The sequence below is a fragment of the Mesorhizobium sp. M0185 genome (genome assembly GCF_040322175.1).
Lineage (GTDB): Bacteria > Pseudomonadota > Alphaproteobacteria > Rhizobiales > Rhizobiaceae > Mesorhizobium.
This window is the reverse complement of the sequence record NZ_JAMYSY010000020.1, coordinates 72,045-94,287: the sequence shown is the minus strand read 5'-3', so window position 1 is coordinate 94,287 and position 22,243 is coordinate 72,045. Positions and strand designations below refer to the sequence as shown.

At 62.6% G+C, this 22,243-nt stretch carries 21 protein-coding genes and 2 tRNA genes; 10 read left to right on the top strand and 13 right to left on the bottom strand.

Translation table 11 applies throughout. The features are described 5' to 3' along the window. Positions 1-137: 137 nt before the first annotated feature. Positions 138-2,549 (top strand): endopeptidase La, encoded by a 2,412-nt coding sequence (gene lon, locus NKJ20_RS17845; protein ID WP_352619243.1) that lies wholly within the window; start codon positions 138-140, stop codon positions 2,547-2,549. Positions 2,550-2,745: 196 nt separating this feature from the next. Beyond that, positions 2,746-3,018: an HU family DNA-binding protein gene (locus NKJ20_RS17840; protein WP_023674657.1), complete on the top strand. Its 273-nt coding sequence runs from the start codon at positions 2,746-2,748 to the stop codon at positions 3,016-3,018. An 88-nt stretch (positions 3,019-3,106) separates the two neighbouring features. On the opposite strand, the gene NKJ20_RS17835 is transcribed toward NKJ20_RS17840, so the two are convergent. Further along, positions 3,107-4,129, bottom strand: coding sequence for an aldo/keto reductase (locus tag NKJ20_RS17835; protein ID WP_352745757.1), 1,023 nt, complete (start codon positions 4,127-4,129; stop codon positions 3,107-3,109). Between the two features lie 185 nt (positions 4,130-4,314). On the opposite strand from NKJ20_RS17835, the gene hxlB reads away from it, so the two are divergent. Both hxlB and NKJ20_RS17825 read left to right on the top strand, forming a co-directional pair. Beyond that, positions 4,315-4,881 (top strand): 6-phospho-3-hexuloisomerase, encoded by a 567-nt coding sequence (gene hxlB / locus NKJ20_RS17830; protein ID WP_352745755.1) that lies wholly within the window; start codon positions 4,315-4,317, stop codon positions 4,879-4,881. Positions 4,882-4,886: 5 nt separating this feature from the next. After that, entirely contained in the window at positions 4,887-5,630 is a 744-nt protein-coding gene (locus tag NKJ20_RS17825; protein ID WP_352745753.1) for a creatininase family protein, read from the top strand. A 50-nt stretch (positions 5,631-5,680) separates the two neighbouring features. Here NKJ20_RS17825 and NKJ20_RS17820 read toward each other — a convergent pair whose 3' ends face one another. The 3 genes from NKJ20_RS17820 to NKJ20_RS17810 all read right to left on the bottom strand — a co-directional run bounded on the left by NKJ20_RS17820 (position 5,681) and on the right by NKJ20_RS17810 (position 9,525). Beyond that, positions 5,681-6,598, bottom strand: a complete 918-nt coding sequence (locus NKJ20_RS17820; RefSeq protein WP_352614125.1) for a carbohydrate ABC transporter permease — start codon at positions 6,596-6,598, stop codon at positions 5,681-5,683. Positions 6,599-6,611: 13 nt separating this feature from the next. Continuing rightward, complete coding sequence (locus NKJ20_RS17815) at positions 6,612-7,733, bottom strand: carbohydrate ABC transporter permease (protein ID WP_352576054.1); 1,122 nt, start codon at positions 7,731-7,733, stop codon at positions 6,612-6,614. Between the two features lie 127 nt (positions 7,734-7,860). Next, a complete protein-coding gene (locus NKJ20_RS17810; protein ID WP_352575956.1) occupies positions 7,861-9,525 on the bottom strand; it encodes an ABC transporter substrate-binding protein in 1,665 nt (554 codons plus the stop codon). Between the two features lie 293 nt (positions 9,526-9,818). On the opposite strand from NKJ20_RS17810, the gene NKJ20_RS17805 reads away from it, so the two are divergent. Genes NKJ20_RS17805 through rbsK form a run of 3 tightly spaced genes read left to right on the top strand, consistent with a single transcriptional unit; the run spans position 9,819 to position 12,307 of the window. Further along, a complete protein-coding gene (locus NKJ20_RS17805; RefSeq protein WP_352449436.1) occupies positions 9,819-10,877 on the top strand; it encodes an ABC transporter ATP-binding protein in 1,059 nt (352 codons plus the stop codon). A gap of 31 nt (positions 10,878-10,908) precedes the next feature. Further along, the gene (locus tag NKJ20_RS17800) at positions 10,909-11,361 is read left to right on the top strand and encodes an RbsD/FucU family protein (RefSeq protein ID WP_352745750.1); all 453 of its coding nucleotides are present in this window, start codon (positions 10,909-10,911) and stop codon (positions 11,359-11,361) included. A gap of 4 nt (positions 11,362-11,365) precedes the next feature. Continuing rightward, positions 11,366-12,307 (top strand): ribokinase, encoded by a 942-nt coding sequence (gene rbsK / locus NKJ20_RS17795; protein WP_352745748.1) that lies wholly within the window; start codon positions 11,366-11,368, stop codon positions 12,305-12,307. A 92-nt stretch (positions 12,308-12,399) separates the two neighbouring features. Here rbsK and NKJ20_RS17790 read toward each other — a convergent pair. Further along, positions 12,400-12,476: transfer RNA gene (locus NKJ20_RS17790), tRNA-Asp, on the bottom strand. Positions 12,477-12,693: 217 nt separating this feature from the next. On the opposite strand from NKJ20_RS17790, the gene NKJ20_RS17785 reads away from it, so the two are divergent. Continuing rightward, a tRNA-Val gene (locus NKJ20_RS17785) sits at positions 12,694-12,769 on the top strand. 51 nt (positions 12,770-12,820) lie between these two features. After that, positions 12,821-13,294, top strand: coding sequence for a hypothetical protein (locus NKJ20_RS17780; protein ID WP_352745746.1), 474 nt, complete (start codon positions 12,821-12,823; stop codon positions 13,292-13,294). Between the two features lie 200 nt (positions 13,295-13,494). On the opposite strand, the gene NKJ20_RS17775 is transcribed toward NKJ20_RS17780, so the two are convergent. The 6 genes from NKJ20_RS17775 to NKJ20_RS17750 form a co-directional block, all read right to left on the bottom strand. Beyond that, positions 13,495-14,151, bottom strand: coding sequence for a GNAT family N-acetyltransferase (locus tag NKJ20_RS17775; protein ID WP_352745743.1), 657 nt, complete (start codon positions 14,149-14,151; stop codon positions 13,495-13,497). Beyond that, positions 14,148-14,918 carry an SDR family oxidoreductase gene (locus tag NKJ20_RS17770; RefSeq protein ID WP_352745740.1) on the bottom strand — a complete coding sequence of 257 codons (771 nt, stop codon included), beginning with the start codon at positions 14,916-14,918 and terminating at the stop codon, positions 14,148-14,150. Before NKJ20_RS17770 ends, NKJ20_RS17775 begins: the two co-directional genes overlap by 4 nt. After that, positions 14,915-15,910, bottom strand: coding sequence for an ABC transporter permease (locus tag NKJ20_RS17765; RefSeq protein WP_352449360.1), 996 nt, complete (start codon positions 15,908-15,910; stop codon positions 14,915-14,917). The genes NKJ20_RS17770 and NKJ20_RS17765 overlap by 4 nt, the downstream gene beginning before the upstream one ends. Positions 15,911-16,072: 162 nt before the next feature. After that, positions 16,073-17,113 carry a sugar ABC transporter substrate-binding protein gene (locus NKJ20_RS17760; RefSeq protein ID WP_352745737.1) on the bottom strand — a complete coding sequence of 347 codons (1,041 nt, stop codon included), beginning with the start codon at positions 17,111-17,113 and terminating at the stop codon, positions 16,073-16,075. A gap of 39 nt (positions 17,114-17,152) precedes the next feature. Further along, positions 17,153-17,917, bottom strand: a complete 765-nt coding sequence (locus tag NKJ20_RS17755; protein ID WP_352745735.1) for an ATP-binding cassette domain-containing protein — start codon at positions 17,915-17,917, stop codon at positions 17,153-17,155. After that, positions 17,914-19,080, bottom strand: a complete 1,167-nt coding sequence (locus NKJ20_RS17750; RefSeq protein ID WP_352619162.1) for an ROK family transcriptional regulator — start codon at positions 19,078-19,080, stop codon at positions 17,914-17,916. The genes NKJ20_RS17755 and NKJ20_RS17750 overlap by 4 nt, the downstream gene beginning before the upstream one ends. A gap of 320 nt (positions 19,081-19,400) precedes the next feature. On the opposite strand from NKJ20_RS17750, the gene NKJ20_RS17745 reads away from it, so the two are divergent. Beyond that, positions 19,401-20,192 (top strand): alpha/beta fold hydrolase, encoded by a 792-nt coding sequence (locus tag NKJ20_RS17745; protein WP_352745732.1) that lies wholly within the window; start codon positions 19,401-19,403, stop codon positions 20,190-20,192. 75 nt (positions 20,193-20,267) lie between these two features. Here NKJ20_RS17745 and NKJ20_RS17740 read toward each other — a convergent pair whose 3' ends face one another. Both NKJ20_RS17740 and NKJ20_RS17735 read right to left on the bottom strand, forming a co-directional pair. Then, the gene (locus NKJ20_RS17740; protein ID WP_352745729.1) at positions 20,268-21,560 is read right to left on the bottom strand and encodes a M23 family metallopeptidase; all 1,293 of its coding nucleotides are present in this window, start codon (positions 21,558-21,560) and stop codon (positions 20,268-20,270) included. A gap of 138 nt (positions 21,561-21,698) precedes the next feature. Next, positions 21,699-22,166, bottom strand: coding sequence for a peroxiredoxin (locus tag NKJ20_RS17735; RefSeq protein WP_352745726.1), 468 nt, complete (start codon positions 22,164-22,166; stop codon positions 21,699-21,701). Positions 22,167-22,243: the final 77 nt, after the last annotated feature.

Sequence of the window (22,243 nt, the reverse complement as noted above, 5' to 3'; positions counted from 1 at the left end):
TAATGGCAGAAGGCCGTGGTGCCGAATTCTGTGCTGTAAAACTCCCGTCACAAACGGTGGTAGGCGGAACGATCCCCGGTCGTTAATATGAGATTCGCGGTTGGCCGATTGGCGGCCGCGATATGAAAGGTTGGACAATGGCCAAATTATCCAAGGCTCCCAGCGACGGCGTCTTCGCAGTCCTCCCACTGCGCGACATCGTGGTGTTCCCGCACATGATCGTTCCGCTCTTCGTCGGGCGTGAAAAGTCGATCAAGGCGCTGGAAGAAGTGATGGGTCAGGAAAAGCAGATCCTGCTTGCGACCCAGATGAATGCCGCCGACGACGATCCGGAGCCCGATGCCATCTTTGACATCGGCACGCTCGCCAATGTGCTGCAATTGCTGAAACTGCCGGACGGCACCGTGAAGGTGCTGGTCGAAGGTGCCTCGCGCGCGAAAATCGTCGCGTTCACCGACCGTCCCGATTTCCATGAAGCCCGTGCTGCGGCGCTGGTCGAACCGGATGAGGAAGAGGTCGAGGTCGAGGCGCTGGCGCGTTCCGTGGTCACCGACTTCGAGAACTACGTCAAGCTGAACAAGAAGATCTCGCCCGAAGTGGTGGGTGCCGCCAGCCAGATCGACGACTATTCCAAGCTCGCCGACACGGTCGCTTCGCACCTTGCCATCAAGATCCCCGAGAAGCAGGAGATGCTCGCCACGCTGTCCGTCAAGGAACGGCTGGAAAAGGCGATGGGCTTCATGGAAGCCGAAATCTCGGTGCTGCAGGTGGAGAAGCGCATCCGCTCGCGCGTCAAGCGCCAGATGGAGAAGACGCAGCGCGAATACTACCTCAACGAGCAGATGAAGGCGATCCAGAAGGAGCTCGGCGAAGGCGAGGACGGCCGCGACGAGGCCGCCGAGATCGAGGCGCGCATCAAGAAGACCAAGCTCTCCAAGGAGGCCCGCGAAAAGGCGGAAGCCGAGCTGAAGAAGCTGCGGACGATGTCGCCGATGTCGGCTGAATCGACCGTCGTGCGCAACTATCTCGACTGGCTGCTGTCGATCCCGTGGGGCAGGAACTCCAAGGTCAAGCAGGATCTGGCCTTTGCCCAGAACGTGCTCGATACGGATCATTTCGGCCTCGACAAGGTCAAGGACCGCATCGTCGAATACCTCGCCGTGCAGAGCCGCCAGAAGAAGCTGAAGGGGCCGATCCTGTGCCTCGTCGGACCTCCCGGCGTCGGCAAGACCTCGCTCGGCAAGTCGATCGCCAAGGCGACCGGCCGCGAGTTCATCCGCATGGCGCTGGGCGGCGTGCGCGACGAGGCCGAGATCCGCGGTCACCGCCGCACCTATATCGGCTCGATGCCCGGCAAGGTCATTCAGTCGATGAAGAAGGCGAAGAAATCCAACCCGCTCTTCCTGCTCGACGAGATCGACAAGATGGGCCAGGATTTCCGCGGCGATCCGTCATCGGCTTTGCTCGAGGTGCTCGATCCCGAGCAGAATTCGACGTTCATGGACCATTACCTCGAGGTCGAATACGACCTGTCGAGCGTGATGTTCGTGACGACGGCGAACACGCTGAACATCCCTGCGCCCTTGATGGACCGCATGGAGATCATCCGTATCGCCGGCTACACCGAGGACGAGAAGATCGAGATCGCCAAACGTCACCTGATGCCCAAGGTGATCCGCGACCACGCGTTGCAGCCGAAGGAATTCTCCGTCGGTGAGGACGCGATCCGCGGCATCATCCAGACCTACACCCGTGAAGCGGGCGTCAGGAGCCTGGAGCGCGAGCTGATGAAGCTCGGGCGCAAGGCCGTGACCGAGATCCTGAAGACGAAGAAGAAGACGATCAACATCACGGCGGACAATCTTGCCGATTACCTTGGTGTTCCGCGCTTCCGCTTCGGCCAGGTCGAGAGCGACGATCAGGTCGGCGTGGTCACCGGGCTCGCCTGGACCGAAGTCGGCGGCGAGCTGTTGACGGTGGAAGGCGTCATGATGCCCGGCAAGGGCCGCATGACCGTGACCGGCAATCTGCGCGACGTGATGAAGGAATCGATTTCGGCGGCGGCGTCCTACGTCCGCTCGCGGGCCATCGATTTCGGCGTCGAGCCGCCGCTGTTCGACAAGCGCGATATCCACGTCCACGTGCCGGAAGGCGCAACGCCCAAGGACGGACCGTCGGCTGGCGTGGCGATGGCGACGGCGATCGTCTCGGTGCTGACCGGAATCCCGGTCAAGGCCGATGTGGCGATGACCGGCGAGATCACGCTGCGCGGCAGGGTGCTGCCGATCGGCGGCCTCAAGGAGAAGCTGCTTGCCGCACTTCGCGGCGGCATCAAGAAGGTGCTGATCCCGGAAGAGAACGCCAAGGATCTGGCGGAGATTCCGGAGAACGTGAAGAGCGGCATGGAGATCATTCCGGTCTCACGGGTTGGCGAAGTGTTGCGCCATGCGCTGGTGCGCATGCCGGAACCGATCCAGTGGGTCGAACCCGTCAATGCGCCGGCCGTGGTCGATGTCGGAGACGAAGCTGGTAAATCGCTGGCGCATTAGCTCTTGCTAAAGTTGCAATGCACAAAGAGAGAGCCGGGCCTTGAGCCCGGCTTTTTCGTGTGAAGAACCCCGGATTTCCGGGCTTTTTTCGACTTTCCCGGCGCTTTTCGACTTGGTTGCCGGAGCGCTTCTTTCTAAAGTCCGTTTCCTGCCGGATGAGTCGAGTGTTCCGGTTTTCTCATGGAAGGGAATTTTTATGAACAAGAACGAACTGGTGTCCGCTGTCGCCGATGCCGCGAGTATTTCGAAGGGTGACGCGCAGTCGGCGGTTGATGCGGTGTTTTCCGTCATCACCGGCGAACTGAAAAAGGGCGGCGATGTCCGGCTTGTCGGCTTCGGAAATTTCACCGTGTCACAACGCGCCGCGTCGACCGGCCGCAATCCGCAGACCGGTGCGGAAGTGAAGATCCCGGCGCGCACCGTGCCGAAGTTCTCGGCCGGCAAGGGCCTCAAGGACGCGGTCAACTAAGCGCCTCCTTAAGTCTTTCAGAGAAAAGAAAAGCCGGTATATCCGGTTTTTCTTTTCTGTGCCCGCAGCGTCGTTGGAAAAGGCGGCGCTATGCCGTCGGCGCATCCGCGCGCATCAAGCCTTCTGTCTTGAGATCGGCCCACAGCGCCGATGGCAGTTTTGTGTCGAGCAGCGAGCGATTGCTTTCGACTTCGCCCGGCCGCTGGCCGCCCGGGATTACCGAGACGACCGAAGGATGCAGCAGCGGGAACTGCAGCGCCGCCTCGATCAGGCGCACGCCGTGGCGCTTGCAGACGGCCTCGATGCGGGTGACGCGGTCGATGATGTCCTGCGGCGCCTCCGAATAGTTGTAGTAGGCGCCGGGCTTCGGCCCGGTTGCCAGGATGCCGGAATTGTACGGCCCGCCGAGAACGATGCCGATGCCGCGTTGCTGGCATAGCGGCAGGAAAGACTGCAGCGCTTCCTGCTCCAGCAGCGTGTAACGCCCGGCAAGCAGGAACAGATCGAAATCGCCGCGCTCGGCCAGCGTCTGGGCAACCGGCCACTCGTTGATGCCGCCGCCGAACGCCTTGATCACGCCCTGGTCGCGCAATGCCAGCAATCCGTAGTAGCCGGAGCTCATGAATTCCTGGATGCGCTGGTCCGAGGCTTCCTTGCTGCCATGGGTGAAGATGTCGACATCGTGCACGAACAGGATGTCGATGCGGTCGACGCCGAGCCGTTCCAGCGAGGCTTCGAAGGAGCGCATGACGCCGTCATAGCAGTAATCGTAGACCTCGCGGCGCGATGGGGTGTCGAAGAATTTGCCGATGCCGGTGCGCTGTTCCGGCGGGCAGGCGCGCATGATGCGCCCGACTTTGCTGGACAGCACGTAGTCGTCACGCTTCTTCGAACGCAGGAACGGATTGAGCCGCGTTTCGGCAAGGCCCAGCCCATAGAGCGGCGCGGTGTCGTAGTAGCGGCAGCCGACCCGCCATGCCGCCTCCAGCGTAGCATTGGCATCCTCATCGGATACGGCGCGATAAAGATTGCCGAGCGGCGCAGTGCCGAAGCCGAGCTCGGTGAAGGTGATGCCGCCATTGCCGATGCGGTCGAAATGCCGTGTCTTCATATGCTGCCGTTTCCTCATTTGCGATTTTGCCGTGACACTATCACGGCTGTGGCGCATCAAAAGCACTGCGTGTCGTTGGACACCGATTTTCGCGGTGATAGCATGAGTGAAAACAAGCTGTTCGGGGCAGATGTGACTGAGATATTCAAATGGTTCTCCGGCACCGGCAAGCTGGTGCAAATGTCATGACGGACGCCGGCGAAAACCTGTTTGGGATTGCGCTGAACGAGCTTGGCACCGTGCTGGAGCGCATCGACGAAAGCCGTATCGACGCAGCTTGCGCCATCTTGGCTGGCGCGAGAAGGATCGTCACCTATGGCTGCGGCCGCGAGGCGCTGCAGGTCCAGGGTTTTGCCATGCGGCTCTACCATCTCGGTCTGCCGGTGTCGGTCGTCGGCGACATGACCACGCCGCCGCTGGGCGAGGCCGATGTCTTCCTCGCCAGTTCCGGCCCGGGTGAGACGTCGACGGTGCTGACCTTGATGCAGGTCGCGCGCGAGGCCGGTGCCACAGTCCTGCTGCTCACCGCACAAGCCGACAGCTCTGCCGCGAAGCTGGCCGATTTCACACTGCTTATCCCGGCTCAGACCATGGCCGACGACCAGGGGCCGGAAAAGACATCCGTCCTGCCGATGGGCTCGGTGTTCGAAGGCGCGCTGTTCGTCCTCTTCGAAGTGATGGTGCTGAAGCTCAGGGATCTGACCGGCGTCTCGGCGGAAGCGATGCGCGCCCGCCACACCAATATGGAGTAGGTGTCATGCGCTACGAACTGATGCTGCCGCATCAGATCCGCAAGGCGATCGCCGAGAACTGGCCGGTCGTGTTGCCGCTGGGTGTGCTCGAATATCACGGCGAGCACATGGCCGTCGGCATGGACACGCTGGCGGTGGTCAAGAGCCTGGAACTGTTCGAAAAAGAAGCCGAGATCGTCATTCTGCCGCCCTTCTATTACGGCGCGGCGAGCTATGCTGTTGCAGCACCGGAAGGCAGCGGCTCGGTGCAGGTCGGCGGCAATGTGCTGGCGCCATTTGCGGAAGAACTGTTCTACAGCCTGCTGCGCATCGGCTTCCGCAACATCCACGCCATCATTCACCACCAGACCGAAAATTTTGCCGCCGGCATGCCAACCGATCTCGCCTTCAAGGCCGCCGGCCGGCAGGCGATCTTCCGCTTCCTGGAGAAAGAACGTGGCGAAGGCTGGTGGGGCTCTCCGGCGATGGCCGACTATTATGCCGAGCACGCCGAGGGCAGCAATTTCTTCAACTGGGTGCAGGTGCATCCGCTGATGCCGGCTTCAATGCACAGCCGGTACCCGTTCGACCATGCCGGCACCGGCGAGACGTCACTGATGCTGGCGCTGTGCCCGGAAGCGGTGGATGTCGGCCGCTTCGCCGACAACACCGGCTGGTACACGGCAAGTGCGCCCGAAGCCTCGGCGGAATTGGGGCAAAAAGGGGTTGCCATGATCCTCGAGCATTTGCGGGCAACACTTTCGGGTTAGCGCGCTTTTCCCTTCTCCCACAACAAGGGGAGAAGGGAGAGCCGGCGCAGTTATTTCACCGCGCCCGCTGTCATGCCCATGATCAGGTAACGCTCGAGCGCGATGCCGATGACGGCGAGCGGTGTGATGGCGGCGGTGGCAAGCGCTGCCATCGACCACCAGTTGATGCCTTGTGAGCCGGTCTGGCTCGCCACCATGACAGGGATGGTCTTTGCGTCGGTCGAGGTCAAAAGCGCAGCGAAGAAATACTCGTTCCAGCACAGCACCATCGCCAGGATGAAGGCGGCGACCATGCCCGGCAGCGCGATTGGCATGACGATGCGCAAGAAGGCGCCCCAGATCGACAGGCCGTCGACGAGTGCTGCCTCCTCCAACTCCACCGGGATGGAGTTGAACTGGTCGCGCATGATCCAGATGACGATCGGTAGCACCATCAGCGTGTAGAGCAGGATCAGCCCGACGCGCGTGTCGAGCAGGCCGACCTCCCGGTAAAGCACGAGGAAGGGCAGGGCCAAAACCACCGGCGGCAGGATCAGCTGCGACAGGAAGAAGAAGGAAATATCCTCGTTCCTGAACCAGGCGAACTTGTAACGATAGCGGGTCAGCCCGTAGGCGGCGAGGCTGCCGATGACGATGGCGAGGCTCGACGCGCCGACCGAGGTGATGACCGAATTCATGAAACGCTTGATGAATTCGTCGCGGACCGTCGACGTCCGAAAGATCGAGTCCGGCGACAGGCCGAGCGAACGCCAGCCCTTCCAGTCGGGCCGGAAGTCGACGAACGGGATCAGATGGCCCTGGGTGACGTCGACCGCGGTCTTGAACGAGGTGGTTATCGTCCAATAGATCGGGAACAGGCAGATGAAAGCCCAGAAGATGAGGGCGCCGTAGATGAAGACGCGGTTGGCGACGAAGCTCGCCGGCGAGCGGATTTCGGAGGCGGCATAGTCGGTGGTTTGAACGCTCATCTCGCCGGCCCGATCAGTTGACGTTGCGCACGAAGCGGCTGGCGAATTTCAGCAGCCAGGTCACGAACACGATGATGATGATCAAATAGGCCATCGCCAGCATCGTGCCGTAGCCGACGTTCGAGCGGTCGCGATATTCGCGGTAGATGAAACTGGACACCGAATCGGTCGCGCCGCCCGGCCCGCCGGAGGTGACGGTGATGATGATATCGGCGAGCTTCAGCTTGAAGATGATGCGCAGGATGACCGCTGTCACCGACACCGGCAGCATCAGCGGGAAGGTGACCTGCCAGAAGGTCTGCCAGGCAGTGGCGCCATCGACACGCGCTGCCTCGAGCACCTCGCGCGACATCGCCTGCAGGCCGGCGAGCAGCATGATCATCATGAACGGGATGAACGTCCACGCGTCGAGCACCATGATCGAGATGCGGGCGGTGATCGGGTTGGAGAAGAAGGCCGGGTTTTCCCAACCGAGATGGCGCGCCAGCGTCGCGGCGGGCCCGAAGCGGTATTCCATCAGCGACTTGCCGATCATCCACGACACCGCCACCGGCGACAGCATCAGCGGCATGAGAAACACGACGCGGAAGAATTTTCGTGCCCGGATCTGCGCGTTGAGCAGCAGCGCCAGGCCGAAGGCGATGACATATTCGACGAACACCGCCAGCACGTAGAGCACCATGTTGAACAGCGCATTGCGATAATAGGCGTCGTTCAGCATCTGCCAGAAATTGTCGAGCCCGTTGAACTGCCGTCCGCTGAAGGAACTGAGGTTCCAGTCGGTCAGCGCGATGTAGAAGCCGAACAGCGTCGGGAAGATCACCATGGCAATGGTAAACAGCAGCGCCGGCAGCAGGAACAGAGCGCGCTGGCCGTCCTCGCCGCGCGTCAGTACCTGGCCGATGCCGAGCGCGACACCCCACAGCACATAGGCGTAGACCACCGGCCGCCAGGTTTCGAAGCCGATAGCATCGACATCGCTCCTGTAAAGGATTTGCAGCGCGATCACCGCCAGAAGGCCGAGCGTTGCAGCAGCCATCAGCGCCCAGCCAAGCCGTTTGCGGCTCCGCGGTATCAGGTCCGATGGCACGGCGCCTGCCGGCCATTCACTTGTCGACAAAGTCTGGTCAGCCAGGGTCCGGTCAGCCACGCGTCTTGCCCGTTCACAGGAGGCTCGATGACCGGCCGAGCCGGTCGAGGCCAAGTTGGTCAAGGTGAGGTCCGGCGGCTGTGCGCCGCCGAACCAGTTTCACGATCTCAGCCTACATGCCGAGCGAGGCTTTGTAGAGCTTGACCTGGTTGTCGCGGCCGATCTGGTCGGTCAGCTTCTCCCAGGCGGCTGCGATGGCGTCGGCGCCTTCCTGCGCCTTCATCTTGCCGGCAAAGGTGTTGGCCAAAATGTCCTCGGCAGCGCTGTAGTACTGGAAGATGCCGGGGATGCGCGGCTCGATCGCCGCGTTCGGATGGTTGTAGCTGTCGGCTTCCGACTTCAGATACGATGTGATGAACGCCTCGTCGTAGCCCGCTGCCACCCATTCCGGAATGTTGAAATGCGAGTTGCGATAGGGCTGGAAACCCGACGGATAGGCCGCGCACCAGAGCGACAGGTCCTTGCCGCCGAGATGGGCAGCGGCAGACCATGCCGCCTTCTTCTTCTTTTCGTCGCTGTCGACGCGGGCCATGACATAAACGCCCCAGCCGAGATAGGCGCAGTTCGGTGCATGGTTCGGGCCGCTGGCGAGCTTGTCCCACTGCCCGGTCTTGGAGTTGTAGACATCGTCCGAGCCCGGCAGGATCGAGAAGCCGGTGATGTCGCCGACGACCGAGGAATCGTTGGTCTTGACGTTCGAACCGACGTCGCCCCACCAGGTAACCATCGAACCGGTGCCTGCCAGGAATTGCTGGAAGGCGGTGGTGTTCGGGTCGGCATTGATCTGGTCGGCGGGTTCGGAGGGCAGGGCATCGATGACGTCCTGGATCGCCCGCACCCATGCCGGATTGTTGACGCGCGGCTTCATCGTGTCGGCATCAAACAGCCAGGCCTTGTCATCGGGATGCTTGGCGTAGGCGCTGGCGCGGCTGCCGAGGAAATAAAAGCCGAAACCGCCCCAGGGCTTGGGCGCATCGAGGTAGCCAAAGACATCCTGGCCCTTCACCTGCTTGCCCTTGAGGAATTTCGTCACCGCCTGCACCTGCTGCCAGGTCTTCGGCACGCCCCATTCGCCTTCTCCGCCGCCGTCCTTCCAGGCCTTGGCGAGGTCGGCATCGGCAAACACGTCGGTGCGGTAGTTGAAATTATGTGCGTCGCCGTCAACGGTCACGCGATATTGCTTGCCGTCCCATGTGCCCACCGGCGGCTGCAGATAGGCCACGACATCCTTCATGTCGATCTGGTCCTTGACCCAGTCCGGCATCTCGGAGGTGAGACCCTTGCCGCAGACGTCGCCTTCGAACGGTGCCCCCATTTCGATGATGTCGAAATCGACGGTGCCGGTCGCGATCGACTGCTGCAGGCGGGCGTTGTAGTCAGCCTGCGCCAGGTCGATCCAGTTGATCTTGGCGCCGGTATAGGTCTCCCACGGCTTCAGGAAGCCGCGAAACAGCACATTGTGCAGGTTCTGGTTGTTGAGCCCCATGAAGGTGAGTTCGACACCGGCGAATTCGCCTTCCTTGACATTGGCCTTGGTGGCGCCAAGGCAAAGCTCGCCGACCTGCTGGAAGTCGGCATCGGTCGGCTGACCCTTGCCGACACCCGGGATCTGCAGGATCTGCGCACGCAGGTCGTCGGCGGCCGCAGCCGTGCGCGTCAGCGCACCAAGTCCGGCGCTTGAGGCCGCCGCGAGGGCGGCCATGCTGGCCGCTCCCTTCAGCACGTCGCGGCGGGTGGCCCCGGCGCGGACAAGTTGGTTATAAAGGCTGACTTTCATTTCGTTCCTCCCAGAAGGTCAATTGTGAATTGGTTCAGATGGTGGAGCGCCGATTATGTTCCCCAACGACAGCGACTCCGGTAAATAGCGGCCCGAATTCTCCCTCCCGCGACGCTTGGCATTCAGTGCCGGACAAGCGTACCGGTGCGCCCGGAACAGGGTCATAAGCCGGACACTGTCACTATTCGCACAACGAAGTGCGGTGTCAACGTGAATGGGTTTTTTATCTATAAGAGACTGACTTGCCCTCGCCGTTTGCGTTGTTTAGCTTCACGGCAACTGAAGGGGGAATGATGGCTCAAGTCGCGATCCGCAATGTGGCCAAGGCGTTCGGAACCGTCAAGGTTCTGCACGATGTCAGCGTCGACATCGCCGACGGGCAGTTCGTGGTGCTGGTCGGGCCTTCCGGCTGCGGCAAGTCCACACTGCTGAGGATGGTGGCCGGGCTGGAAACGGTCTCCGGCGGCACCATCGCCATCGGCGAGCGCATCGTCAACCATCTGCCGCCGGCCAAGCGCGACATCGCCATGGTGTTCCAGAACTACGCGCTCTATCCGCACAAGACGGTCGAGCAGAATATGGCCTTTGCTCTCAAGCTGCGCAAAACCGACCCGGCGGTGGTCACTGAGCGCGTCAAGCGCGCCGCCGACATCCTCGACCTCAATCCCTACCTCAAGCGCTATCCGCGCCAGCTCTCTGGCGGCCAGCGCCAGCGCGTCGCCATGGGCCGCGCCATCGTGCGCAACCCGCAGGTGTTCCTCTTCGACGAGCCGCTCTCCAATCTCGACGCCAAGCTGCGTGTCCAGATGCGCACCGAGATCAAGGAACTGCACCAGCGGCTGAAGACCACCACCATCTACGTCACCCACGACCAGATCGAGGCCATGACCATGGCCGACAAGATCGTGGTAATGCGCGACGGTCGCATCGAACAGGTCGGCGCGCCGCTGGAATTATTCGACCGGCCGGCCAACCTGTTTGTCGCCGGCTTCATCGGCTCGCCCTCGATGAACCTGCTCAAGGGCGTCGTGCGCAAGGGCGACAAGCCCGTCGTCGAGATCGCCGGGACGCCGTTCCCGATTGCGGCGACCAGTGCCGTCGAGGATGGCCGTAATGTCGTCTACGGCGTGCGGCCCGAGCATCTCGAAATCCATCCCGATGGTGTTCCGGCGAAGATTTCGGTGGTCGAGCCGACCGGTTCCGAGACTTTGGTGTTCCTGCGCTTCGGCGAGGGCGAGATGGTGGCGCTGTTCCGTGAGCGCCACGACTTCAAGCCGGGCGACACACTGCACCTGAAACCGCGGCTCGACCAGGTGCATCTCTTCGACGCAGAGACCGGCAAGCGTCTCTGATTTCGCCCCAGCAAACTTCGCGAGGAATACCATGCTCAAAGGAATCAATCCGCTGCTCAATGCCGATGTGCTGCAGGCGCTGCGGGCGATGGGCCACGGTGACGATCTGATTATCGCCGACACCAATTTCCCGTCCGATTCGGTGGCGCGCCAGACCGTGCTTGGCCGGCTGCTGCGCGTCGATGCGTCGGCGGCCGACGTGGTCAAGGCGGTACTGTCGCTCTATCCGCTGGACACCTTCGTCGACGACGCGGCCGCGCGCATGGAGATCGTCGGCAAGCCGGACGACATTCCCGCCGTGCAGCAGGAAGTGCAAAAAGAGATCGATGCCGCCGAGGGCAAGGCCTGGCCGATGATCTCGGTCGAGCGCTACGCCTTCTACGAACGGGCCAAGAAGGCCTATTGCGTCATCCAGACCGGCGAGCGCCGCTTCTATGGCTGTTTTGCGTTCCGCAAGGGCGTCGTGCCACCGGATGCGGAGTAGCGGCATGCCGGCGAAACCGATCGTCATGAAGCCGGTTGTCATATTGGGCGTCTTCGTCGCCGATACGGCCTACCGCGCCGCCCGCCAGCCGCGCATGGGCGAGACGATCCTGGGCACGTCCTTCACGCTCGGCCCCGGCGGCAAGGGCTCGAACCAGGCGGTGGCAGCCGGCCGGCTCGGCGCCGATGTCACCTTCCTTACCCGCCTCGGGGTCGACCCCTTTGCCGATATGGCGAGACAGACCTGGTCGCAGGCCGGCGTGAAGAGCGCCGTCATCGACACGCCGGAAAGCTACACCGGTGCCGCCTATATCTTCATCGAGGAGACGAGCGGCAACAACGCGATCATCGTCAGTCCTGGTGCGGCGATGCTGATCTCGCCCGCCGATATCGAGGCAAATGCCGGCCTGATCCGCGCGGCCGGCGTTTTCGTCACCCAGCTAGAACAGCCGATCGAGGCGGCGCTGCGGGCGCTGGAGATCGCGCGCGGGGCAGGGGTGACCACCATCCTCAACCCGGCGCCGGCGGACAAGCTTCCGGACCGTATCTACACGCTTTGCGACTATGTCACGCCGAACGAGACTGAGGCGGAGGAACTGACCGGCATCAAGGTATCCTCCATCGACGATGCCCGCCGTGCCGCCGACAGCCTGCTTGAGAAGGGCGTTGGGGCGGTCATCGTGACGCTTGGCGAAAACGGTGCGCTGCTGCACACGGCCGATCGTTCCGAGCATGTCGCAGCGGTCGCCGCCGGCCCGGTGGTCGAGACCACAGGCGCTGGCGACGCCTTCAACGGCGGCCTGGCTGCGGCGCTGTCGAGGGGGATCGAACCTCTGGAAGCGGTGCGCTTCGCCTGCGCCGTCGCAGGCATCTCGGTGACGCGCCCAGGCACCGCGCCGTCCATGCCGACGCTGCAGGAGGTCGAGGCGCTGCTCGCCGAGGGGTGAGACCGTATGGATTACATCATGAACGAAGACGGTTTTTGACAAATCAACGTCGACATTTCTCCGACACCAGGGGCCGTGGCCCGAAGGAGAAATGGCGCGAGTGACGGGGCTCGAACCCGCGACCTCCGGCGTGACAGGCCGGCACTCTAACCAACTGAGCTACACCCGCGCATGGACGAGCACGTGTCAGCCGTGTTCGTCGTTGGGGCGGTGGATAAGGGGTAAGCCACCGGGTGTCAAGCGGACCCGGACAGCATAACAGCAAACAGCAGAAGGTTTTTTGATAAGCCGAACTTTGTTGCCGAAACCGGCTCCCGGCCAAGCCACTCGCCGCTCATTTGGCCTTGCGAAGCCGATCCTAACTGCTTAAAGGTCCGGCCCGGGGCGGGCGATTAGCTCAGTTGGTAGAGCGCTTCGTTTACACCGAAGATGTCGGCGGTTCGAGCCCGTCATCGCCCACCATTTTCCTCGATGTGTTCAGTTTGGGCTACACCGCTCAAGCTGATCGCCCAGGTGAGACGCATCCGACCGCTGTGCTACTCGGACTTTGGTCTGATTCAAACTGTCTTTCCGCAGGGACTTAAGTCTGATCTGCTTGCCTCTCATGAGGGAAACGATTGCCGAAAGCTACAACTTGCAGTATCTCAATTGCGTATGGGCATGGGCGGGAGCGAAAATATTCCTGGATGGCTTGCGAGTCATCTTCCGGACGATCCCGTGATCGCAGGAGATCTCGCGGATAAGATATCGAAGGAAGCTGAAAAAAACCGGCTTCCAGGCGAACGGGTTGTGAAGACAACCCGTAACGAAGAAGACACCTTCAAGAAAGAACAAGTCGAAGCTTATCCCGACGCCGCGGTTGCAGGAGTCTTTGCCAGCGGTTCATTCCTCGCCCTGTTGGTATTAGCCATTTATCTGCTTTATGTGCTCTCGATTGTGGCCGGGGGAACGGTCGCGGATGTTCCCCTGCCGCCCATACTGAACTAGTAGACGCTCCGCCAACACTCGGATTAGCCCCGCACCGTGTTGATGCTGGTGACTTTCGTGTCTGCGGTGGAGCACGCGACGAAGGTTTCGTTCCCGCGGCAAAGGTGTTCACGCGGGCAACTGGCTGCTGCAGAACGGCAGCATTGTACTTCCATAGGCCTCCCGGTTCTTTGCAACTTAGGCGATTGGCTTGTCGCAGATCAGCCTGCAATCGCCGGAGCGTGAGCAATCCGTTTCGCCACATAAACACAACGCTTTGATGAATCAGCGTCCTGCACCACCTCAAATCCAATCGCCTTGTAGAACCTTAGCGCACCATCGTTCTCCGGCATGACTTCGAGGTGGATGCCGGTCGAGCCGCTCGCGGCAAGCCCCTGCTCGAGGAAGGCCATCGCGCGCCGGCCGATGCCTTTCCCGCGCGCTTGCGGCAACAGGTCGATATGGCCATGCGACGGATAGGCGGTCAGCGCAGGCGGAACAGCGAAATCGGGATGATGGACCCGATGCCGCGCCCAGTCGCTGCCGCGCCAGCGCGAGCTGTCGGGTCCGGGGTCTGCCACGCGCCGCTGAAGATCGGGATACCAGTCTGATGCCAGGCTGGCATTGAAAGCGCCCGTACCGGCCGCGCCAAGCAGGTAGCCGGCCGCACCTGCGGGACTATCGATAATGAAGGCCAGCTCGGGTTCGAGCACCTGGTAGGGAATGGTGTAGAGGAGGCCGAGCAGGTCCGGGTCGTCCTCGCGGCCGCTGGCGTCCTTGCCGGCATCGCCGGTCTTGAGACAGATCATCGCAAGCGCTGCATGATCGGCGGTGGTCGCCCGGCGCAGGAAGAAACCGCCGCCGAAATCGAGGATCATGGCGGCAGCAGCCGGAAATCCTTGCCCTCGGGCAAAAGCTGTCCGCCGTCGACGATGATGGTCGTGCCCGTGATGTAGCTGGCATCGTCAGAGGCCAGGAACAGGAAGGCATTGGCCACGTCGCGCGGGCTGCCGAGGCGGCCGAGCGGGATGGCGTCTTCCATGTTCTTGATGAAGGCGGCCCCGCGATGCAGCTCTATGCCTTCGGTGAGGATGTTGCCGGGCTCGACGCCGTTGACTGTAATGCCATAGCCGGAGAATTCGAGCGCAGCCGAACGGATCAGGCCGTTGATGCCGGCCTTGGTCGCCGAATAATGGCCGTGGCCGGGGCTGGTGACATGCGGGCCGGTGATCGAGGAGGTGAACAGCATGCGGCCAAAGTGCTGTGCCTTCATCGGAACGAGCGCTGCGCGCGCTGCGATGAAGCTGCCACGCAAATTCACCGCCATGACCCGGTCCCAGTCGTCGGGACTGGTGTTTTCCAGCAATTGCCAGGGATAGATGCCGGCATTCTGCACCATGATGTCGAGCCGGTCATGACGGTCGAGCGCCAGTGCAACAGCGGCCTGCGCATCGGCCATCTGCGAGATGTCGGTGCGTATGAAGGCGGCACCGAGCTCGTCCGCAGTCGCTTGCCCGGCCTCGGCCTCGGTGTCGGCGAGCACAAGCTTCGCGCCCTCTTCGGCAAAACGCTGTGCGATGCCCTTGCCGATGCCACGTGCGCTGCCGACGATCAGCGCGACTTTGTCTTCCAGACGGCCGGTCATGCCAGCCTCTGGCGGATGGTTTGCTTGAAGGCGTCGAGCAGCACCGCGGCGAGGACGAGCAGTCCATGGATCACCTGGGTGAAGTTGGCCGGCAGACCCATCAAATTGATCGCCGTATTGATGGCCGAAAGCAGCAGCACGCCGGCATAGACGCCGGGCAAGGTGCCGACGCCGCCCTTCAGGCTGACGCCGCCGATGACGACCGCGGCGAAGGCATTGAACAACAGGCCGACCCCGAGATTAGCTGTCGCGCCGGAGGTGCGGATCGCCAGCAGCCAGCCGGCAAGGCCGGCGATGGCGCCGGCGAGAACGAAGGCTATGACCAGGTTGCGGTTGACGCGGATGCCGGCGCGAAAGGTCGCCGTCTCGTTGCCGCCGATCATGACCAGGTGCCTGCCGAAGGGCGTCTTGGCCATGATCAGCGAGAACACCACGAAGCACGCAATGGCGATCCAGGCAGTCAGCGGCAGGCCGCCCAGACGCTGGATGCCGAACCAGCGGATTGCCGGCGCAAGGTCCTGCGCCGAGCGGCCGCCGGAGATGACCAGCACGAGGCCGCGCACCCAGATGTAGGAGGCCAGCGTGATGATGAAGGCGCTCATCTTCACCTTGACCACCAGGTAGCCGTTGATGGCGCCGATGAGGCCGCCGACGGCAAGCGCGATGAGCAGCGAAACAGGAACCATCAGCCATTGCGGCTGCAACTGGATGCCAAGGCCGATGCCCGACGAGCAGAACAGGATGCCGACCGCCATGGCGCTGAGCGCCGCCACCGATTCGACCGACAGGTCCATATGGCCGGCGATGATGACCAGCGCCAGGCCGATCGACATGACGCCGAGCACGCTCGAGGCCTCGATAATGTTGGCGAAGATGCCGAGCTGAAAATAGTTGGGGATGAGGATGGAAAAGACCACCAGCACGAAGACCAGCATGAACCAGACAAGATTGTCGAGGATGAACTCGAGGGTTTGGCGCGTGCGGGGGTTCATCTCAGGATCCGGTTGGCGCCGACCCCGAAAACCATTCGTTCTTCGGAAAGATCAGGCGCGGTTGAAAATTGCTGCGGCATACCCGCGCGCGTCCGTTTGAACGCACTGGGGCTGCAGGGCTGGGCTCCGGGCCGGCATGGCCCGGAGCTTATGGCGAGTTCGCTATTCGACCGGCTTTATGGTTTCGGTCGGCGGCTTCATGTTGCCCCAGAAGGCCGGGTTATCGACATTTTCCTTGGTGATCGCAGCGCCGGGGATCTTGATGTTTGGCCCCCAGGCTTCCTTGGTCACGGTCGACTTCAGGCCGAGCACGTCGTATTCGCCTGGCTTGATCTCCTGCTTGTTGACCACCTTGTCTATGAACATCGCGACCGCCGCAGCCTGGGCGTAGAGCGGCTGCTCGACTTCGACATTGAGCCAGCCCTTGCGGATCAGGTCGAGGCCGACCGGAGCGCCGTTCGAGCTCATCAGCATGACGTCGCCCGGCTTCTTGCCGGCGGCCTCGAGCGAGGCGACGGCAGCGACCGAAAGATGCGCGGCATGGCTGAAGATCAGGTCGATGTCGGGGTTGGCGAGCATCTGGTCGGCGACGATGGTGCCGGCGTTGCTGGCCTCCCATTGCATGGCTGGCAGCGAGATGATCTTGACGTCCGGGAACGCCTTCATTTTCTCCTCGAAACCCTTCTGGATGTCGAGCGTGTAGGGGTCGCCCGGATCGCCGAGCACCTGCAGGATCTTGCCCTTCACCGAGCCGTTCTTCGCGGTCAGGAGCTTTTGTGCCTGGTCGGCGGCGACGTAGCCGATCTCGACGGTTCCGGCCACCGAGGTGAAGTCGGACGGGGTCGAGGTGATCTGGCGGTCGAACTCGACGACCGGGATGCCAGCGGCGCGGGCGGCCTCGATCGACGGTTTCAGCGCATTGAAATCGACGGCGGCAAGAATGATCGCCGACGGCTTCAGCGCGATGACGTCGTTCATCTGCGATTGCTGAGCGTCGGTCTTGTTGTCGGCGTTCAGCGTCTTCATCTCGTAGCCGACCTGCTTCAGGAACAACTCCAGCGCGCTCACCGAGCCGGTCTGGAACTCATCGAGCAATGTCGGCACCATGTAGTAGACGGTGCCCTTGGACTGGGCGAATGCCGGCGTGAGCGTGGCAAAGGCCAGTGCCAGGATACCGAAGACGGAAAGAAGTATTTTCTTCATGTCGTTCGCTCCTCTTGCGCCGGACCCCTCGTTTGTCCCTCAGCTCGCCGGTCCGGCACCGGCGAGCGTCTCTCCGGTGATCATGCTGATCACCGCGTCGGGACTTGTTTTGTTGCGTGCGACATCGCCAGCCACGACACCTTGCCGGATCACCACGATCCGGTCGGCGACCTGGAAGGCCTGTTGCATGATATGGGTGATGATGACGACGCCGATGCCCTGGCTCGCCACCTGGCGGATCATGTCGAGGCCGCGCCGCGTCTGTTCGACGCCGAGTGCCGCGAACGGCTCGTCGAGAAGCACCAGCTTGCCGCCAAAATGCACGAATCGGTTGAGCTCGATGGCCTGCCGCTGACCGCCCGAGAGGTGCTCAACATTGGTGCGAAGCGAGGGAATGCGGGTGCCGGCGCTGGCCAGCGCCTTTTGCACCACCTGCTCCATGGCGCGCTCGTCGAGCACCGGAATGCCGAGAACCTTCCTGGTGATCTCGCGGCCCATGAAGAAATTGGCGACCACGTCGACATTGGTGCAAAGCGACAGGTCCTGGTAGACCGTCTCGATCCCCGCGGCCTTGGCCTCGGCGGGAGATTTGGCCAGGAATTCCTTGCCTTCGAACAGCATGCGGCCGGAGGTCGGCTCCAGGCCGCCGGCAATGATCTTGACCAGCGTCGATTTGCCGGCGCCGTTGTCGCCCAGAAGCGCCACCACTTCGCCCTTGTCGATCGAAAAGCTGATGCCTTTCAGCGCTTCGATGGCGCCGTAATTCTTGGCGACGTTGTCGAGCACGAGCAGCGGTTCACTCATGCCGCGATCCCCTTGTTATGCAAGAGATCCCGACCGCGTTCGCGCTCGGCGGTGAAGATCTGGCCGAAGCGCGGCGAAAGCACTCCTGAGACGGCAAGCGCGGCGGCGCCGCGCAACACCGCATGCTGGCCGCCGCGTGCGACGCTGACGCGGGGCGTCGTGCGATCGCTTCGCGCCGACACCGAATTGGGCAGGTGCGCGGCCGCGCCGGCAAGCCTTTCGAGCAGGTCGGTGGACGCCAGCCCGCCGAGGATGATGGTTTCGGGATCGAACAAGTTTTCGATGATGGTGACGGCGTTGCGGAAGATCGGTGCAATCTCGCTCACCCACTCGGCGTCGGCGATGTTGCGGCGCCGCAGCGCCTCGAGCGAGAGATACCGTTCGAGGCAGCCGCGATTGCCGCAGGGGCAGGGCTCGCCGCCCGGCACCGCGGGAATGTGGCCGATTTCACCGGCGTTTCCCCAGGCGCCGCGCAATGCCGCCCCGTCATGCACCATGACGCCGCCGAGACCGACGCCGAAATAAAGATAGTAATACTCGGAATATGCCGTTCCGAGGCCGTAGAGGCGCTCGCCGATAGCAGCCGCCGCCATATCGGTTTCGAAAAAGGCCGGCAGTCCGGTCGAGGCGGCCAGCCGCTCGCGCAGCGCCACATCCTTCCAGCCGGTCATGGTGGTCGGCCCGACAAAGCTCATGGACTCCACGCCGAACGGTCCGGGCAGCGCCATGCCAATGCCGAGAACGCGGCCGCCGGGCCGCAATGCCGTCAATTCGAGCACCATGGCGCCGATCAGCTCGAAAGCGTGGTCGGGCGTTGCATTTGGGGCTTCGCGGTAGGTGCTCTCGATAACATCGCCGCTTAGGTTGATCAGGGCGGCATTGATACCCAGCGGGGTGACGTGGATGCCGACGGCATAGCCGCCTTCCGGATTGATGCGCAGCGTTGCCGGTGGCAGGCCGCGCCCCTTGGGCTCTTCGCGCAGCGACAACACGTAACCGTGCTCTTCCAGCTCGCGAACGATGGTAGACACCGTCTGCACGGTGAGCCCGACCCGCCTGGCAATGTCGCCGCGGGCGATCGGTCCGTGAAGGCGGATGGATTCGAGCACGATGCGCCGGTTATACGGCCGCCCGAACTCCTGATTGGTTCCCCGCAGTGCCATGCCTTGTGCCCTCGAGAGAGGCCAGACTGGCACTGAAGATTTATTCAGTCAAATGGAATTCAAAAATAATTCGCCTGTGGCCAAGGTCCTTCTAACGCCGGCGAATTCGCGCCCGCCGGCGGATGGGCCAACTCTGGCAATTTTCCAGTATGAAGCGCCACCGGCTGGACGGGAGCCAGGCATCACCTTGGCCGGCAATCCGATCAGCGCCCTGAAGCCCATTTCGGAACCGGTTGTGAGCCGGCCAGGGATCGGAGTTCGTTGCGCCTTTCCGTTGCAGGGAGCATACTTCCTCTCGCCGGTCTGCGGGAGGAGATGCGATGCCGAAGTTGACCCTCGACGGGATTGATCTCGGCTATGAGGTGCGGGGCGACGGGCCGCCGGTTCTGTTCGTCCACGGCAGCGTCACGAACGGCATGATGACATGGTCCGCGCAGCTACCGCTTGCGGAGCGCTGGAAGCTGGTTGTGGTCGACCGGCCTGGATACGGATCAAGTTCCCCTGCCGAACGCGAGGATTTCGTCGTCGACGCCAGACTGGTCGCCGGATTCCTCGATCGGACGCATGACCTCTGGGACGAAAGCCGCGTCCATCTGGTCGGGCATTCCTATGGCGGCGTCATCTCTCTTCTTGCAGCAGCGATGCGCCCGCGAGCAATCCGTTCGCTCACGGTGATCGAGCCGCCGGCCTTTGACCTTGCGCGCGGGGACGTTGCCGTGAATGAACTCGTGACGCGCCTGAAGACCCACTGGCAAAGCGGACCCCGCGACGACCCCGCGCTTTTCTTGCGCCAGTTCCTCCATCTGGTCGGCTCGGCGATACAATTGCCAGACCCGCTGCCGCCCCCACTCGCGCAAGGCGCGGCCATGCTCGTCGTCGAACGCGGGCCATGGGAGGCCGAAATTCCGCTTCGGCAACTTGCCGATGCGCCGTTCCCGAAACTGGTGGTATCCGGCGGGCACAGCGCAGCATTCGACGCCGTCTGCGACGTGCTCGAAAACGTGCTTGGTGCCGATCGTGCCGTGATCGCCGGCGCGGGGCACAGCGTTCAGCAGACCGGTGAGCCGTTCAACCGGCGGCTCGGCGCGTTCATGGCTGCTGCTGAGGGCTGAAAGCGATCTATCTTTGATATTGCCTGGCGGGCGGTTGGCCGCGCGCCAGGCTTCACGCCGAATGAATCGCCGGCTCTACAGATACCGCTCGACCTTCTTGCCGACCGTCAGAAACCGTAGCGGGTCGATTGCCTCGCCATTGTGGCGAACCTCGTAATGCAGGTGCGGGCCGGTCGAGCGGCCGCTGTTGCCGGTCTTGCCGATGATGTCTCCGGCATCGAGCTTCTGGCCGACGGCGACGTCGATTTCGCTGAGATGCCCGTAACGCGTCACAAAACCGTTGCCGTGGTCGACCTCGATCATGCGGCCGTAGCCGCCGTTCCAGCCGGCCTTGACGACAACGCCGGCTGCCGTGACCTTGGCTGGCATACCGATCGGCGCCCTGAAATCCATGCCGGAATGCAAGGCGGCCGTGCCGAGGATGGGGTCGGTGCGCACGCCGAATGGGCTGGTAACGCTGCGGCCGGGGGCGGGGTTGGCGAGCGGCAGCCGGCGCGCTTCCTTTTTAAGATGATCCAGCGCGTCAAGAGCCTCGTCCAACTCCTTGACCTTGCTGTCGAAGACCAACGAGCTGTCGAGTGGTATCAGCGGGCCACCGACGTCGCTCTTTTCGAATTCGCTATCGACGGGCAGGCCGGCGGCCTCGAGCGCCTGCGAGATCGCGTCGGCGCTCTTGTAGGCATTGTCGGCAAGTGTGGCGATGCGGGTGAGCTGCTGGCTCTCTATGGCCTTCAGCGAGTTGTTGATCGAAACGAAGAGCTTGTCTGCCCGGTCGGCCGCGCTTTCGCTCGGCAGCGGATCGGCGCGGGTCGACCACAGCGAGAACGGCCTGGTGTCGTCAACGCCCACAGGAGCGGCAAGGGGGGCGGCAAGGCTGGCGACGGAATAGGCCGTCGGCTGGATGCTGCCGGTCGCGTCGGCATGTTCGTCCGGCTTTGCCGCCGGCACCGGCGGCGTTGCGACCTCGTTTTCGGCTCGTTCGAGGATCGGGCCGAGACGGCCGTGACGCAGGCTGAGCTGGCTCTGCCGTTCCAGCAGCTCGCTGACCTTGGTTTCCATCAGTTGCTGATCGAGTAGCTGGCGGCTGGTGATGCGGTCGACCTGGCTGCGCAGTGCCGAGATGCGGTCTTCGTAGGCCTGCTGCATGCGCGCCTGCCGCGCCGTCGTGGCGCCGATCAGATCGTCGCGCAGCACCAGATAAGAGGTCGCCAGCAGGTAGCCGATGACGACCGCCGCCAGCGCCGAGCCGCAAAATGCAGCCAGCCACGGGCGTATGGTGAAATGCCTTATCTGGTCGCCCCGGGCGATGATGACCGTGTGGGGCTCTCTGCGTCTGCCGAAGACCGCTGACTGACTGGCTACGTTCACGGGACCAAGCTTTCGTTACGACACCAACGACGAGCCTGATTACACATTATTAGGGTTAACAAAGTTTTGCCGGATCGAATGACAGGCAAAGGTCTTCGCGCAAAACGGGTATCGAATTGCAGCGGCCTGGCGCAGCTCTCAAAGGGCGTGAACCGCCTCCAGCACCTCTTCGGCGTGCCCCTTGACGCGGACGTTGCGCCAGATCCTGGCGATGCGTCCGTCCCGGCCTATCAGGAACGTCGCCCGCTCGACGCCCATATAGGTGCGGCCGTAGAGCTTCTTTTCCACCCACAAATGGTAAGCCTCGATCACTTTGCGCTCTTCGTCGGCGACAAGGTTGACGCTCAGATCGTATTTCGCCTTGAATTTGTCGTGTTTCTTGACGCTGTCCGGCGAGAGCCCGATGACGACAGCGCCGGCCTTTTCGAACTCCGGCTTCAACTGCGAAAAGCCGATCGCCTCGTTGGTGCAGCTTGTGGTGTCGTCCTGTGGGTAGAAATAGAGTACGATGGGTTTTCCCAGCAATGCGGCGAGGCTGAGTGAACCGCCGCCGTCGCGCGGAAGATCGAACTGCGGCGCAACATCGCCCATGTCGAGGTCAGCCATACCGATGCCCTTGTTTGAAGTTACGCGCCAGGCTGCACCGATATAATGTCGAGCGGGGATTCGTCCACGATCGAATT